Origin of the sequence: Hahella chejuensis KCTC 2396 (genome assembly GCF_000012985.1) — a bacterium.
Classification (GTDB): domain Bacteria; phylum Pseudomonadota; class Gammaproteobacteria; order Pseudomonadales; family Oleiphilaceae; genus Hahella; species Hahella chejuensis.
In genome coordinates, this window is sequence record NC_007645.1 from 1,155,525 (window position 1) to 1,170,766 (window position 15,242).

11 protein-coding genes are annotated in these 15,242 nt (G+C 57.3%); 3 read left to right on the forward strand and 8 right to left on the reverse strand.

Annotated features, from left to right (window positions below):
- Positions 1 to 499: 499 nt before the first annotated feature.
- The 5 genes from HCH_RS05210 to HCH_RS05230 all read right to left on the reverse strand — a co-directional run bounded on the left by HCH_RS05210 (position 500) and on the right by HCH_RS05230 (position 8,329).
- On the reverse strand, positions 500 to 2,002 hold the full coding sequence (locus HCH_RS05210; RefSeq protein ID WP_011395109.1) for a CoA-acylating methylmalonate-semialdehyde dehydrogenase: 1,503 nt from the start codon (positions 2,000 to 2,002) through the stop codon (positions 500 to 502).
- Positions 2,003 to 2,112: 110 nt separating this feature from the next.
- Positions 2,113 to 3,012, reverse strand: a complete 900-nt coding sequence (gene iolE / locus HCH_RS05215) for a myo-inosose-2 dehydratase (protein ID WP_011395110.1) — start codon at positions 3,010 to 3,012, stop codon at positions 2,113 to 2,115.
- 31 nt (positions 3,013 to 3,043) lie between these two features.
- Positions 3,044 to 4,894, reverse strand: a complete 1,851-nt coding sequence (gene iolD, locus HCH_RS05220; RefSeq protein WP_011395111.1) for a 3D-(3,5/4)-trihydroxycyclohexane-1,2-dione acylhydrolase (decyclizing) — start codon at positions 4,892 to 4,894, stop codon at positions 3,044 to 3,046.
- A gap of 241 nt (positions 4,895 to 5,135) precedes the next feature.
- Positions 5,136 to 7,058: a bifunctional 5-dehydro-2-deoxygluconokinase/5-dehydro-2-deoxyphosphogluconate aldolase gene (locus tag HCH_RS05225; RefSeq protein WP_011395112.1), complete on the reverse strand. Its 1,923-nt coding sequence runs from the start codon at positions 7,056 to 7,058 to the stop codon at positions 5,136 to 5,138.
- Positions 7,059 to 7,489: 431 nt separating this feature from the next.
- The gene (locus tag HCH_RS05230) at positions 7,490 to 8,329 is read right to left on the reverse strand and encodes a TIM barrel protein (RefSeq protein WP_011395114.1); all 840 of its coding nucleotides are present in this window, start codon (positions 8,327 to 8,329) and stop codon (positions 7,490 to 7,492) included.
- A 653-nt stretch (positions 8,330 to 8,982) separates the two neighbouring features.
- Here HCH_RS05230 and HCH_RS05235 point away from each other — a divergent pair.
- From HCH_RS05235 to HCH_RS05245, 3 genes are read left to right on the forward strand one after another with little or no spacing between them, the layout of a single operon-like run.
- Positions 8,983 to 9,912: a sugar ABC transporter substrate-binding protein gene (locus tag HCH_RS05235; protein WP_011395118.1), complete on the forward strand. Its 930-nt coding sequence runs from the start codon at positions 8,983 to 8,985 to the stop codon at positions 9,910 to 9,912.
- A 39-nt stretch (positions 9,913 to 9,951) separates the two neighbouring features.
- The gene (locus tag HCH_RS05240; protein ID WP_011395119.1) at positions 9,952 to 11,499 is read left to right on the forward strand and encodes a sugar ABC transporter ATP-binding protein; all 1,548 of its coding nucleotides are present in this window, start codon (positions 9,952 to 9,954) and stop codon (positions 11,497 to 11,499) included.
- A 59-nt stretch (positions 11,500 to 11,558) separates the two neighbouring features.
- On the forward strand, positions 11,559 to 12,581 hold the full coding sequence (locus HCH_RS05245; RefSeq protein WP_041598434.1) for an ABC transporter permease: 1,023 nt from the start codon (positions 11,559 to 11,561) through the stop codon (positions 12,579 to 12,581).
- An 87-nt stretch (positions 12,582 to 12,668) separates the two neighbouring features.
- On the opposite strand, the gene HCH_RS05250 is transcribed toward HCH_RS05245, so the two are convergent.
- The 3 genes from HCH_RS05250 to HCH_RS05260 all read right to left on the reverse strand — a co-directional run bounded on the left by HCH_RS05250 (position 12,669) and on the right by HCH_RS05260 (position 15,156).
- The gene (locus HCH_RS05250) at positions 12,669 to 13,700 is read right to left on the reverse strand and encodes a LacI family DNA-binding transcriptional regulator (protein ID WP_011395121.1); all 1,032 of its coding nucleotides are present in this window, start codon (positions 13,698 to 13,700) and stop codon (positions 12,669 to 12,671) included.
- Between the two features lie 14 nt (positions 13,701 to 13,714).
- On the reverse strand, positions 13,715 to 14,176 hold the full coding sequence (locus HCH_RS05255) for a thioesterase domain-containing protein (protein ID WP_011395122.1): 462 nt from the start codon (positions 14,174 to 14,176) through the stop codon (positions 13,715 to 13,717).
- A gap of 164 nt (positions 14,177 to 14,340) precedes the next feature.
- On the reverse strand, positions 14,341 to 15,156 hold the full coding sequence (locus HCH_RS05260) for a substrate-binding periplasmic protein (protein ID WP_011395123.1): 816 nt from the start codon (positions 15,154 to 15,156) through the stop codon (positions 14,341 to 14,343).
- Positions 15,157 to 15,242 lie beyond the last annotated feature (86 nt).

The window sequence follows — 15,242 nt, forward strand, 5'->3', positions numbered from 1 at the left end:
CTCTAGAAATCTACTTCCATTATATGGCTTGGTAAATTTGGTGGAATAGTGAGTTGGGCCTATATCAGAAAAGCTGCTCATCCGGTGCTAGTATGAAGCTCAAGATAGACGATGCTCTAGTGGCAATCATCTGCGATAAATTGGAGAGTGCCTGTAAATTATATTTTACAAATATTGACTAATGGACAGGAGTGAATTTTTAAGTGATATGACTATTTGGAGGGGGCGTAAATTTATGTATTTAATGCGTAAAGGGTGTTTTTTAATATTTTCTCTTATTAAGTGAGAAATATGACGAGTCTCGGGGTAATCAGAATATGTCGTGAAGACACTAGGTGATACATTCTGTGCGACCATTTATATAAAATTACATTTTGATAAAGAGGCGAGAGTTTAGCCGCACATCCCTGCCTCTTTGAAAATCAATTAGTTATTATTGTAGATGCTTTTTGTATTTGTCTGATTTGCTGAATCGTTAGGTTTTTCCGCCAGAAAGCGTCTACTTCATCGTCGGCATGGAAAACTCGGCGCCGGCGCGGAGGCCTGTTGGCCAGCGGCTGGTGATGGTTTTCATGCGTGTGTAGAAGCGTACGCCGTCTGGGCCGTGCATGTGCAGGGGGCCGAACAGGGAGCGTTTCCAGCCGCCGAAGCTGTGGAACGCCATGGGGACGGGAATGGGGACGTTGACGCCGACCATGCCGACCTGGATTTCTTCGCAGAACTGACGGGCGGTGTCTCCGTCGCGGGTGAAGATTGCGGTGCCGTTGCCGTATTCGTGTTCATTGATCAGGCGAATGGCCTCCGCGTAGCTATCGACGCGCACCACGCACAACACCGGCCCGAAGATTTCCTCTTTGTAGATGCGCATGTTCGGCTTCACATGATCGAACAGCGTGGGGCCGACGAAATATCCTTTCTCATTGCCGGCGCAGACGAAGTCGCGGCCATCGCGAATCAGCGCGGCGCCTTCTTCGATGCCAGAACCAATATAACTGCGCACCTTGGCGGCATGCTCTTTTGACACCAGCGGTCCCATATGGGCCTCTTCCGGCAGGCCCAGGCCGGGGCCGACGCGCATGTTGTCGATTTCGCTTTGCAGGCGGCTGACCAGGGTGTCCGCGACCTCATCGCCCACACAGACCGCGACGGAAATCGCCATGCAGCGTTCACCCGCGGAACCATAGGCGGCGCCCACCAACGAGCCGACGACCTGCTCAGGATCGGCGTCCGGCATGACCACCATGTGATTTTTAGCGCCGCCGAGAGCCTGCACCCGCTTGCCATGCGCGGACGCGGTGGCGTAAATGTATTCTGCAATAGGCGTGGAGCCGACGAAGCTCACCGCCTGCACGCGCTCGTCGGTCAGCAGCACGTCGACGGCTTCTTTGTCGCCGTTCACCACGTTGAAAACGCCATCAGGCAGGCCGGCTTCTTTCAGCAGTTCAGCCAGTCGCAACGGAACGGACGGATCTTTTTCCGATGGCTTCATCACAAAGGTATTGCCGCAGGCGATCGCCACCGGGAACATCCACATGGGCACCATGGCCGGGAAGTTGAATGGCGAGATGCCGGCGCAAACCCCCAGAGGCTGCATCAGGCTGTAGCTGTCGACGCCGCGGCCCACATTCAGGCTGTGCTCGCCTTTTTGCAGATGGGGAATGCCGCAGGCGAATTCCACCACTTCCAGACCCCGCACCAGTTCGCCCTGAGCGTCGGAGAACACTTTGCCGTGCTCCAGGGTGATCAGTTCCGCCAGTTCGTCCGCATGTTGCTCCATCAGTTCTTTGAATTTGAACATGACGCGGGCGCGGCGCAGCGGTGTGACTTCCTTCCAACTGGCGAACGCGGTTTGCGCTGCGGTGATGGCCGCTCGGGTCTCGTCAGCGCTGGACAGGGCGACGTTCAGGCGCTGCTCGCCGGTGGCGGGATTGAAAACCGGACCGACGCGGCCCGAGGCGCTGTCGCAACGAACGCCGTTGATGAAGTTACCAAGAGTTTGCATGTCGAATACCTTTTTCATTTGCTGCGGCGCGCCTGCGCAGAGGCGCGCGTCATCGGAGATGCAGGGCCCATGCCGGGCCGGATTTTGCTGTGTGGATCAGGCGCTGGCGGTTATGCCGATAGCGTTATGCCTGCTTCGGCGCACAGCCGTTTCAGGTTGTTGGCGCCCAGGGTGGCGAAAGTCAGGGGATGGGCGACCGCTGGGTCCTGCTCCGCTTCCACCACCAGCCAGCCGCTGTAACCGCTGGCATGCAGGCCTTTGAACAGGGTCGCGTAGTCAATGCCGCCGTCGCCGGGAACCGTGAACACGCCGTTGAGCACCGCATCCAGAAAACTCAGATCCCGGTTTTTGGCGTCCGCCAGCACTTGCATACGAATGTCTTTACAATGCACATGGTTGATGCGATCAGCGTGACGTTGCTGCACCGCAATGGGATCGCCGCCCGCGTAGGTAAGATGCCCGGTGTCGAGCAGCAGGCCCACGGAATCGCCGGTGTTGGCCATCAGCGCGTCGATCTCCTCTTCGGTTTCCACCACGGTGCCCATGTGATGGTGATAAGCGATCTTCACGCCGTGCTCCAGGCAGTAATCCGCCACTTGCGTCAGTTTGGCGCCGAAGGTTTCCCATTGGTCTTCCGCCAGGCGCGGACGGTGGGACACTGGCGTGTTTTGATCGCCATGCACGCAGCCTGTGACCTCGCAATACACCATCGCGGTGGCGCCAAGGGATTTCAGCAGATGCAGATGATCCTGAATGGCGGCGATTTCCGCTTCCACGCTGCGCTCCAGCAGTTGGCCGCTGAACCAGCCGGACACCAGACGCAGTCCGTGATTGTCCAGAATGGGTCCCAGTACTTCCGGCTTACGCGGGAATTTATGGCCGAGTTCGAAGCCGGCGAAGCCTGCTTGTTTACCCTCGCTGAGGCACACTTCCAGCGGCGTGTCGCCACCCAGGGAGGGCAGGTCGTCGTTAGTCCAGGTCAGAGGGTTGATGCCGATACGTACGCTCATGAGATATCTCCAGATATTCCGCCAAAAGTGATTACAGATTTTTGAACTGACGAGCCTTGAAGCTCTCGTAACGGCGGCGGGCCTCCTCGACCTGCGGACGTTCGGATACTTCTGCGACCGCCACGTCCCACCAGGCCCCGCCGTCTTCAGTGACTTTCAGGGGATCGGTGTCGATGGCGATCAGATAACTGATGTCGGAAGCCTTGGCGCGCTCCAGGGCGGCTTCCAGCTCCTTGATATTACGCACGCTTTCCGACTTGGCGCCCAACGCAGCGCCGTGGGCGGCGAAGTCGATTTTGGGCGCCCCGCCGTCAGCGGTGAGGCAATCGTCCAGCAGATTATTGAAACCGGGACCGCCGCAGGCTTGTTGCAGACGATGAATACAGCCGAAACCGCGGTTATCCAGCACCACGATGATGATTTTCTGCCCCAACATGACCGAGGTGGCGATTTCGGAGTTGAGCATCAGATAAGAGCCGTCGCCGACCATGACGAACACATCGGAATCCGGCTTCGCCATTTTGGCGCCGACGCCTCCCGCCAGCTCATAACCCATGCAGGAATAGCCGTACTCCAAGTGATAGCCTCTGTCATAGCGGGTGCGCCAGAGCTTTTGCAGATCTCCCGGCAGACCGCCGGCGGCGCAAACTACAATGTCTTTTTCCCCGGCGGCGCGATTGACCGCGCCGACCACTTCTGCATCGGTGGGCAGGTCGGCCTGATGGTCGGCGGTGGCGTTGTCCACGGTTTTATGCCACTGCGCGCGTAAGCGTTCGGCCTTTTCAATCCACTCTCCGTCGGGGCGCCAGTCGCCCAGAGCATCCTGCAATTGCGCCAGCGTCAGTCTGGCGTCCCCCACCAGGGGTTGTCCCTTGTGTTTGATCGCGTCGAAAGAGGCGACGTTGATGCTCAACAACTTGGCGTGGGGATCAATGATCGCGCGGGAGCCGGAGGCGAAATCGCCCAGGCGCGTGCCGACGGCGATGATCAGGTCCGCCTCCGCAGCGAGCGCATTGGTGGAAGCGGCGCCGGTGACGCCCAGCGAACCGATGTTTTGACGATGATCCCAGGGCAGGGCGCCTTTACCTGCCTGAGTTTCTCCGACTGGCAGAGCATATGTCGAAGCCAGTCTGTCCAGCTCCGCCAGCGCGCCGGAGTAATGCACGCCGCCGCCGGCCACCAGCAACGGCTTTTTCGAGGCTTTGATCATGGCGATGGCGTCAGCCAGCTCGGTGGCGTCCGGCGCCTGCCGACGCAGCCGATGGATTTTCTCCACAAAGAAACTTTCCGGATAGTCGAACGCCATGGTTTGCACATCCTGCGGCAGCGCCAGCGTCACCGGACCGCACTCGACGGGGTCCGTTAAGACACGCAAGGCCTGCGGCAGCGACGCCAGTAATTGCTCGGGACGAGTGATGCGATCGAAAAAGCGGCTCACCGGTTTAAAGCAGTCGTTGGAAGTCAGGGTGTAGTCGTGAAAGTTCTCCACCTGCTGCAACACCGGGTCGGGAATACGGGTGGCGAAGGTGTCGCCGGGCAGGAACAGTACAGGAATGCGATTGACGTGCGCCACGGCGGCGGCGGTCACCATATTCACCGAACCGGGACCGGCGGAGGCGGTGCAGGCCATCATCTGACGGCGGTTCTGGGTTTTTGCGTAGGCGATCGCGGCGTGGGCCATGCCCTGTTCATTGTGGGCGCGATAGGTGGGAAGCGCGTCGCGCACATGATGCAGCGCTTCGCCCAGACCGGCGACATTGCCGTGGCCGAAGATGGCCCACATCCCTGCGAACAGCGGCTTGATCTCGCCATCCACGTCCACCTTTTGCGCGATCATATATTTGATCACCGCCTGCGCCATGGTCAGTCTTATTGTTTTCATTCGGCTTAGCCTCTCGTCTTTGCTGATCCGGACCTTGGTCCGGTCGCCTTCCCCATGTGTTTCACGCAGGGATGGCGGGCTGTTATTAACATGGCAATCATATTGGCATGTTGATAATCAGGCGTATGAATGCGCCTGCGCGGCGGTTAGCCGCGGGAGACAGGGTCTGACCTGTGCAGTTCCTGTCGTTGCAGACAAATAGAAGGAAGCGATTTGTCTGCCGGGTGAATAAGTAAATCGGTCAGGGCTGCAGGCTGTTGCGTTGCTTCCAGCAGGCGACCAGTTCCAGGTAATTGGCGGCGACCGCGTCGATCAGCGCCTGATCGTTGAATTCGCCGCGCAGCCACTTGCGGCTGGGGGCGCTGAAAATCGTGCGGCCCACGGCGAAGCCTTTGCAGATATCGAAGCCGGCGCTGTCCATAAAACCTTTTTTCAGTTCCTCCGCCGGCGCGTCCAGACCCAGCATCACCACGCCGCGGCAATGGGGCGAACGTTGCGCAATCAGGTCGCTGATGCGACGCCAGTTGGCGGGCGACTGCGGCGGCAGTTTCCACCAGTCCGGTTTGACGCCCAGATTGTAGAAGCGCGCCATGGCGTCGATATAAACATTGTCGGTGACGTCCTGGTCGCGGGGCGGAATCAGCTCCAGCAGCATTTCATGACCGGAATCGCAACAGGCTTTGTACAGTTCGCGCACCTGACGCTCCTGCGCCATGCGCAGGTCGATGCAGTCTTCCGGGTGGTAGAACACCAGACATTTGACGATATGCTCTTTGGGCCAGGTCTTCAGGCGCGCGCTGACGCTGCGGCCGCCTTCCAGTTCCAGGGGGCGGGAGCTGGGAAACTCCACCGGGCGACCAATCCACCAGCCGCGTCCGCTGACGTCATTGAGCGCATCCTGTCCATAGGTGTCGTCGACCAGGACGCCGACCTGACTGTCGCCGATGCCTTTGGCGCCCAGCTCAGTGGCTTTTACCAGCAAGCGCTTTAGTTGTTTGATGCGGGACAGGTCGGCGCCTTCTTCTCTGGCCATATCGAACAACTGCTTGCGATGGTCGAAAGCCAGAATGCACAGGTCGCTCCACTGGGCGCTGTTGCGCTGGGTGGTGACCCGATGCAGATAATTCAGGCGCTCGTCCAGATCCGGGCGGGGAATGGATTGCGCCCGCGCCATATAGTCGTCCAGCTCTTCCGCACTGGGAATGGCGGGCGCGCAGCCGTGCCGGGACACCACCAGGGCGCCGCAGGCGTTAGCGTAAGCGCAGCAGCGTTCATAGGATTCGCCGTGCAGCCAGCCGCGCAGAAAACCGCTCATAAAGGCGTCGCCGGCGCCGAGTACATTGAGCACGTCTACACGTACGCCGGAGTGCGTCACGAAAGCGTCTGCACTGGCGGGAATGTCGCCGTCAAGCACGGTGCAGCCCTGAGCGCCCAGCTTCAGGACGATGGTCGCGCCGGTCAGCGCGCGAATCGCCTGCAGGGCGGTGATGGTGTCGGTGCTGCCGCCAGCGATGTGCACTTCCTCCTCGGTGCCCACAATCAAATCGAAGTGAGGCAGGATGCTTTGCAAATGCCGGGTGACGCCTTCGCTGGAAATAAAGCGGGTTTCGCCGTCGCCGAGGCTGGTCAGGCCCCACAACACGGGGCGGTAGTCGATATCGAGAATCCGCTTGGCGCCGGCGGCTTTGGCATATTCCAGCGCCGTCATGCTGGTGCGGTAAGTCTGATCGGTGGAGAAATGAGTGCCGGTGATCAATAAAGCTTTGGAGGAACCGATAAATTCGGGGGTGAAATCACCGCTGTCCACCGCCATGTCGGCGCAGTCGTTGCGATAGAAAATCAAGGGAAACGTGTCTTTGTCCTTGATGCCGAGGAGCACCAGTCCGGTCAGGCGCTCTTTATCAGTGACCACATGACTGACGTCGACGCCGGCGCGGGCCAGTTCTTCGCGAACGAAGCGTCCCATGTGTTCGTCGCCGACCCGTGTCAGCATGGCGGATTTCAGGCCCAGGCGGGCGGTTCCATATGCGATGTTGCCGGAGGAGCCGCCAAGGTATTTGGCGAAGCTGCTCATGTCTTCCAGTCGGCTGCCGATTTGTTCGCCGTAAATGTCGACGGCGGCTCTGCCGAGGCAGATCAGGTCCAGAGTTTTGTCTGTACTCATATTATTGTTTATCTCCCGTGGCCGGGAACTGCGGCTCCCATAACCATACATCGAATTCCCCCGGCCTGTCTCCGTGCTGACGCAGACATCGCCGACATTTCATTTTTCCAAAAGAATAGAATAAAAATTCTATAATGACAATAGATGGAAAATACTTTCTTTTTATCAGAGTGAGTAGGCTGCAGCCCCTGGCGCAAGCGGCGCAAAACTTAAGCGAGGCGATCCCTGACGACATCGTGAAGAGGGACTTTTCTTATTGCTACAGGTGGAATAGCGGGGATTTCTAACGATCTGTGGAACAAATATTCCAATAGCGGCGGTGATGGCGGCGGAGCGCTCTGGAGAGCCGCCGCGACCGAATTCGGAAATGAACAGGTCGCAGCCTCTGTCGTTGCAGACAACAAATAGAAGGAAGCTATTTGTCTGCCGGATTAACAGTGGGAGAGTGCGCTGCGAATGTACTCCATGCTCTCTTTCACGGCGCAGAGAGGGTCCGTGAGACTCCAGACCGCTTCGGAAAAAGGTTCGAAAGAGACCGGGCCGCGATACCCGGCGACCAGTAATTGCTGAAGTTGTTCGATATTTCCGAGTCGGTCGGCGGGGCCGACCAATACGCGGTCGCCGTCCAGCATGTCGCTAAAGCTGAGATTGGGATCTTCGATGCCGGAGATATGGACCAGCCCGGTGCGCAGGGGAAACAGTTGTTGTTCATTCGCGCCGCGATGATGAAAGGTATCATGGACCAGCTTGAAGCGGTCCGCCCCGCCAATGGCGTCAATGGCTTCCAGCGCTTCCTGTTTGAAACGCAGGGAGGAAACAGGGAAACCGAGGGGCTCGACATAGCCCAGTAGTCCGTGCTTTTGCAAAATGATATTTAACGCCTGTAACGCTCGGCTAAGCTCTGCGCTTTTGCCTGCGTTCGGCTCTACCTGGGTTCCTTCGTTTAAAGGACACATCACCAGCGCTTTGGCGCCGCAGGCGGCGGCCAGGCGTGCGAGTAGCTCCGCCTGTGCGGCGCGTTCGTCATTCCAGATGTTGAAAGGATAGAGGGCGTTGACGCTAAGAACCTCAATGCCCATTTCCGCCGCCCTGGCTCCAACGGCTTTGGCCTGATTCAGATCCGTGAGGCTGTTGTCGCCGATATCGTTGCGTAACTCAACCGCATTAAGGTTCAGCGAAGCGGCGGCGTCCAGCAGCGCCAGCGGTGTCAGGGAAGGGCATACCATGTGATTCAAAGCGAAACGAAGCAAGTCGGGAGAGGGGTGAGACATAGTCGGTTTACCTTGTTGTTATCTCTGTGCGTCGTGGACGTCACGGTTATCGCATCTGTCGCCGTCATTGACGGCGGAAATGACGCATCGCTAATTGGCTGAGCGGCGCCCAAGATACGTGCGAAAAAATTAAATCGACTCTCGGTTTTGCGTCAATCAATCCCATCACTGCGCCATCAAATTACCTCAAAAAACATCATTTAGGGATGGAAGTCAGGGGGAATCCTGAGGTGATTACATCAACGATTCAGCCAGGAAGATTTTGAAGGTTCAGAAGAAATCAGTTTCAGGCTCTTGATCGCTCCATATAAAACTCCAATGAAATAAATATTCCGTTTATATCGAGGCGGAGCGCCGGCTTTATATAACAAGGCCTGAGGGAAAACTCATGCAGTGGTGGAAAAAGGGTTGACAAATTTAGGCGGCAGGTGCAAATTGGAATATATGTTCCATCGTATGAATATCTGGAATAAAAATCTCGATATCAAGGATTCGGAACAACACTGAGGCGAAATAGCGGAATGGGGACTGCGGCCTTTGCGGACGCACAGAAAATGACCACAATACGCGTTGCGCCGACGTGATTCAAACCGGAACCAACAATAAAAAAGTGAGTGCAACGGGTACTCGAAATCAAAGAGGATAATTATAAGATGAAAAAGTTAGCCCTGAGTGTCTTGGCGTCAGCCATGTTTGCCGGCTCCGTTGCGGCCGCTGATCTTAAAATTGGCGTATCCATGGCCGTATTCGATGATAACTTCCTGACCGCTTTGCGTAACGGCATTGAAACCGCCGCTAAGGATAAGAGCGTAGATGTACAGATTGAGGACGGTAAGAACGAAGTCGGAACGCAACTCAATCAGATTCAGAATTTCATTGCGTCGGGCGTGGACGCCATCATCGTCAACCCTGTCGATACCGACGCCACCGTGTCCATAAGCAGCGACGCGGAAGCCGCCGGCATTCCCCTCATTTATGTCAACCGTCAACCTATCAACGTTAACCAGCTTCCGGACAACCAGGCGTTTGTCGCTTCCAACGAGGAAGTGTCCGGCACCTTGCAGACGGAAGAAGTGTGTCGTCTGTTGGGCGGCAAAGGCAACGTGGTGGTCATGATGGGAGAACTTTCCAACCAGGCCGCTATCCAGCGCACCAAAGATATTCATGACGTGATCAAGCGCAAGGAGTGCTCCGGCATGAAAGTCGTCGCGGAGCAGACGGCGGAGTGGTCCCGCCTGAAAGGCAACGACCTGATGACCAACTGGCTATCCGCCGGGCTGGAGTTCGACGCGGTCATCTCCAACAACGATGAAATGGCGATCGGCGCCATCCAGGCGCTGAAAGCGTCGGGGCGTAAGATGGACTCCGTCGTGGTCGCCGGCATTGACGCGACCCCTGACGCCTTGGCCGCCATGAAATCCGGCGATCTGGACGTCACGGTTTTCCAGAGCGCCAAAGGCCAGGGCGCGGGCGCGGTTGACGCCGCCGTTCGTCTCGCCAAAGGTGAAAATGTAGATCAAAAAGTCTGGGTGCCTTTTGAGCTGGTGACGCCGGCCAATCTGGATAAATACCTGAGCAAGTAAGACGAGTTTCCACCTTTGGCAATGCGGAGGGATTGCGTTATGAGTAGCGCATCAGTAGTGGAGGCGGTGTCTGTGAACAGCGCAATTCCCCAAAATCGCAATTACGAATACGTGCTCGAAGTGGCCAATGTCCGCAAGGAGTTCCCCGGCGTGGTGGCTCTGGACAATGTATCCCTCAGGATTCGTCCCGGGACGGTGCATGCGTTGATGGGGGAGAACGGGGCGGGCAAGTCGACCTTGATGAAGATCATCGCCGGCATTTATCAGCCCGACAAAGGACAAGTGTTGCTGCGCGGCGAACCGGTGCGGCTGGAAAAGCCCCTCGACGCACAGGAAGCCGGCATCGCCATGATTCATCAGGAGCTGTTGCTGATGAATCCCATGACCGTGGCGGAAAATATCTGGATTCGCCGCGAACCTAAGGGGCGATTCGGACTGATTGATCATGACGAGATGCGTCGCCGCACTCAGGAATTGTTCGACCGCCTCAATATCAATCTCGATCCGGAAGCGGAAATCAGTGAGCTATCGGTGGCCAGCCGGCAGATGGTGGAAATCGCCAAAGCGGTGTCCTTCAACTCAGACGTGCTGATCATGGACGAACCAACGTCGGCGATCACCGAAACCGAAGTCGCCCACCTTTTTGACATTATTCGCGACCTGCGCGCCAAGGGCATTGGCATCGTTTACATCACGCACAAGATGAATGAGCTGTTCGAAATCGCCGATGAGTTTTCGGTGTTTCGCGATGGCCAGTACATCGGTACGCACCTGTCTTCCAACGTCACCCGCGACGACATCATTCGTATGATGGTGGGACGGGAGGTATCGCAGATGTTCCCGAAAGAAGAGGTGGCGCTGGGCGATGTGGTGCTGTCCGTGAAAAACCTGAGCCGGGAAGGCGTATTCCGTAACGTGTCCTTTGATGTGCGCGCTGGCGAGATTGTCGGGTTTGCCGGGCTGGTCGGCTCCGGTCGCTCCAACGTCGCCGAAGCCTTGTTCGGCGTCGCCCCCGCCGACGGTGGGGCGATTCAGATCAACGGCGAATTCGTGCAGATCAAATCTCCCAACGAAGCGATTCAGCATGGCATGGCGTTTCTCACGGAAGACCGTAAGGAGACGGGCTGCTTTCTGCCTTTAACCATTCAGGAAAACATTCAGTCGGCGGTGTTGCATCAAAACTTCGTCAAGAAAGGCTTCGTGGCGGAAGCGGAGCTGGCGAAAGAGGCGGTGGAGATCTGCAATAAGTTGCGGGTGAAAACGCCCGGCATGGACGAAGTGATCGAGAACCTGTCAGGGGGCAATCAGCAGAAGGTGCTGATCGGCCGCTGGCTGTTGACCCACCCGAAAATTCTGATTCTGGATGAGCCTACGAGGGGCATCGATGTCGGCGCCAAAGCGGAAATACACAGCCTGATCACCCAGCTGGCCCACAAGGGCGTGGCGGTGGTGATGATTTCCTCTGAACTGCCGGAGATTCTCGGTATGAGCGATCGGGTCGTGGTTATGCATGAAGGGCGCGTCACCGGCATTCTGGACCGGGCGGAAGCGGATCAAGTGAAGATTATGGATCTGGCGGCGCAGTAAACCGTCAGTGACTAATATTGAGAGAGGTTGAAATGGCAACGACAACAACGAGTGGTCCCATGTCGACGGATAACGGACGCCTGACTCCCGCGTCAAAGAAACGCATGCCCCCTGAGCTGAGCATTTTGATGGTGCTTTTCGGCATCGCCGCTTTGTTTGAGGTGCTCGGCTGGTTCATTGTCGGGCAGAGCTTTCTGGCCAACATGAGCCGTCTGCAGATTATTATTCTCCAGGTGTCGGTGATCGGCATCATCGCCGTCGGCGTCACCCAGGTTATTATCACTGGCGGCATTGATCTGTCCTCCGGTTCGGTGGTGGCGATGACCGCCATGATCGCGGCGACCTTCGCCCAGGACAGCAACTGGCCCAAGATTATTTATCCCGCGCTGGTGGATATGCCGTTTGTCGTGCCGTTGGCGGCGGGACTGTTGATTGGCGCGCTGGCCGGCTTCATCAATGGCTGGCTGATCACCAAAACCAAGATACCTCCTTTCATCGCCACTTTGGGCATGATGGTGTCCGCCCGCGGCATTGCGCGCTGGTATACCGACGGCAGCCCGGTTTCCGGTTTCACCGAAAGCTTCACCATGCTTGGCAGTGGTCTGGGACGCTGGGCGCCGGTAGTCGTGTTTCTTCTGGTGGCGGCGTTTTTCCATGTCATCATGCGCTACACCCGCTTCGGCAAGTTCACCTACGCAATCGGCGCCAACCCTCAGGCGGCGCGGGTTTCCGGCATCAATATCGATGCGCATCTGATCAAGGTCTATATGATCGCAGGCTTGTTGGCCGGACTGGCGGCGATGGTGGCGATCGCCCGCATCAAGACCGCACAGGCGGGCATGGGATTGATGTACGAACTGGACGCCATCGCGGCGGCGGTAATCGGCGGCGTGTCGCTGTCTGGCGGACGCGGCCGCATCACCGGCACGGTTATCGGAGCGTTGATTCTCGGCGTCATGCTGTCCGGCTTCACCTTCCTGCGAGTGGACGCCTACTACCAGGACATCATCAAAGGCGCGATTATCGTCTGCGCGGTGGTGGTGGATCAGCACCGGCAGAACAAGCGTAAGAAGACCAGCTGACGCTGCGCTGCGATTCACGGTGACTCACCCAAAGAAAAAGCCCGGCGCGAATTGCGGTCGGGCTTTTTCTTATGGGGGCTGGCGAACTTAGATGTTTTCCCGAATGTGCAGCTCCGGCGCCAGCAAGACCGGCGCAAAGCGGGGTTCGCCCTTGTCGTTGAAAGCGCGCACGAACAGGGCGATGGCTTCGGCGGCCAGCCGTTCCACCGGGGTGGCGATCACCATGTCCACCAGCCCCTCATTTAAGGCGTCTCGCGTGCTGGGCGTCAGCTCATTGCAGATAACAATCAGCTTCCTGTCAGCGGCTTCGCTACGCAGCGCGGAGATCATCCCCGCCATGCCGCCGCCGGCGCTGTACAGGGCCGTCAGATCAGGATGCGACGCCAGCAATTGAGCGGTGGCTTCGGCAGCGAGGCGGTCGTCGTCGAGATTGAGAATCGGATCAAGCAGACGGAAGCTGCGGCCCAGCTCGCGAAAGTAGCTGATGAAACTGATCTCGGAAATTTCCTGGTTCAGGTAGCGGTGACTGCCAAGGAGAATTCCGACTTCTCCTTCTGTTTTCGCCAGTCTGGAAATCGCCCAGGCGGCGCTGCGTCCGGCTTTGCGACTGTCGAGGCCGAGATGTCCGGCGCAGGCCTGGGTTGAGAGTTGCGACAGCAAGGTAATGACCGGTATGCCCTGGTTGGCCAGTTGCTCGATCACTTGATTGATGGAGTGATGATCCAGCGCCACCAACGCGATAGCGTCTGAGGTTTCCGCCGCTTGTTGCAGTTGACTTGAGATATAGGCGGGAGAGACCTCGTCCATGAAAATCAGCTGCGTCTGGATCTGGTAATCGCGTTGTCGCGAGGCGGCGTTGACCAGCGCAACGCCCAATGTTTGATAAAAAGCTTCGGCGCTGCGCTGTAACAGCAGCGCGATGGTTTTGTGGGGCTTGGATTCCTGAAAGCGTTTCTTTAGTAATCCGGATGCGTGATAGCCAATGTCCTCAGCCGCCAGCAACACCCGTTGCGCCGTCGCTTCGCGCACCTTGGAGCGATTATTCAACACGCGGTCCACCGTGGCCGGGCTGACCCCCGCCGCCTGAGCGAGATCGGTGATCGTCGGGCGTTTTGACATAACGACGACCCGGCTCAATCCGCCTTCAACGCCACATAGCGGCCAGTAAAGCGCACCGCCGTTTCGCCGCCCGCAAGAATCTCCGCCACCAGCTCCCGACGGGCTTTGCCCCGTTGTTGATAGGCGTTGATAAATTCCTCCACTTGCCGGGGCTCGGCAAAGGCGCAGCGCACCGTCAGGCGCTTGTCGCGCAACGGCTTCAGAAACTGAATCTGGCTGTCCTGAATAACGATGTCCCCTTTGAGATCGTGAGACTTCAAGGTCAGAGTCAGCAGTCCCCAGCCGGACAACACGCACATGGAATACAGACTGCCGCCGAACGCCGTCGCTTTGTCGTTGATGTTATTCGCCAGCGGCGCCGACAAGGCCAGCGCCTGCCCGTCATATTGATCGACGCGTAACGCCATCGCACGGGTAAGGGGAATCTCATCATCAAAAATACGCTGCAATTGCGCAGCTAAAGACGCGTCATTCATAGCTTTTCCTTGGCGTAGATGGGTATATGCTAGGGGGTATTATAATCAGAGGACGCTGGCGGGAACCTATCCGTTCGTCGTGGATGAAGGTAATTGCTATCTATTACTCACAACCGGAGCGGTGGGCGTAATTCAGATACGTCGTAACTCAGCTACTCTTTCGGCTATAACCCTTCTTCCCGCACTTCTTCACTGACAAGTCTATACTGTCCCTCTCGGGATTCTCTCAGGTATTGCTCAATTTTCCCCTCTGCATGCAGTTGTTGCAGGCCCGTGTTGAAGCGCTTCAGACGTTCCAGGCTTTCCGGTTTTTCCATGGAGAACAGAAGATGCATGGTGGTGAGTGGTTTAAGCGGGTGCGGGTGGTGGGTTATGCGTCTGGCCTGTTCCGCTGGAAACAGGTCGCGAAGCTCGGCGTAACCTGCTTCCACGTCAGAGGGAAAGATGTCGAGGCGGCCCGCCAGCATTTTTCGCCAGTTCAGCTCGTCGGAGTGTACCCACTCAATCTCAAACAGCCCGTCCTTTGAGGCGTTCACAAAGTCGTCACCATAGTTGTAGCTGTTGGTGCCGCCGACTTTCAGGGAGCGTAAGTCGCTTAAATCTCTCCACTCAAACGTCTTGGTTTTGAGGTGAAAAAACACATAGCCGTATCTGCCGATGGAATCGCTGTAGTAATGATGGGCTTCCCGTTCTGGCTTATGGCTCCAGGGAAAGGAGGCGTCCGCCAGCCCCTCTTCGGACATCAGCAGCGTGCGTTTCCAGGGAAAGAACTGGAACACGACTTCATCTCCCGCCGCTTCGAACGCCTCTTTGACGATGCGCGCGGTGACGCCATAGTGCTTCAACTGAGGCGACACATAAGGAGGCCAGTCGCCGGTGGCCACGGTCAGCGTTTCTGAGGCGACGGGAGGAGCGATAAGGAAAAAGCTGAATAACACGGCGAAAGCGGAGCGGAATGGGCGGACGATAGACGAGGACATAAACATGCACCTGCGACGTTAGAGCTGTCTTAATAATTATAGGCGCTCTTGGCGGGATTACATTTCCTTACGCAATAATGAAAGGC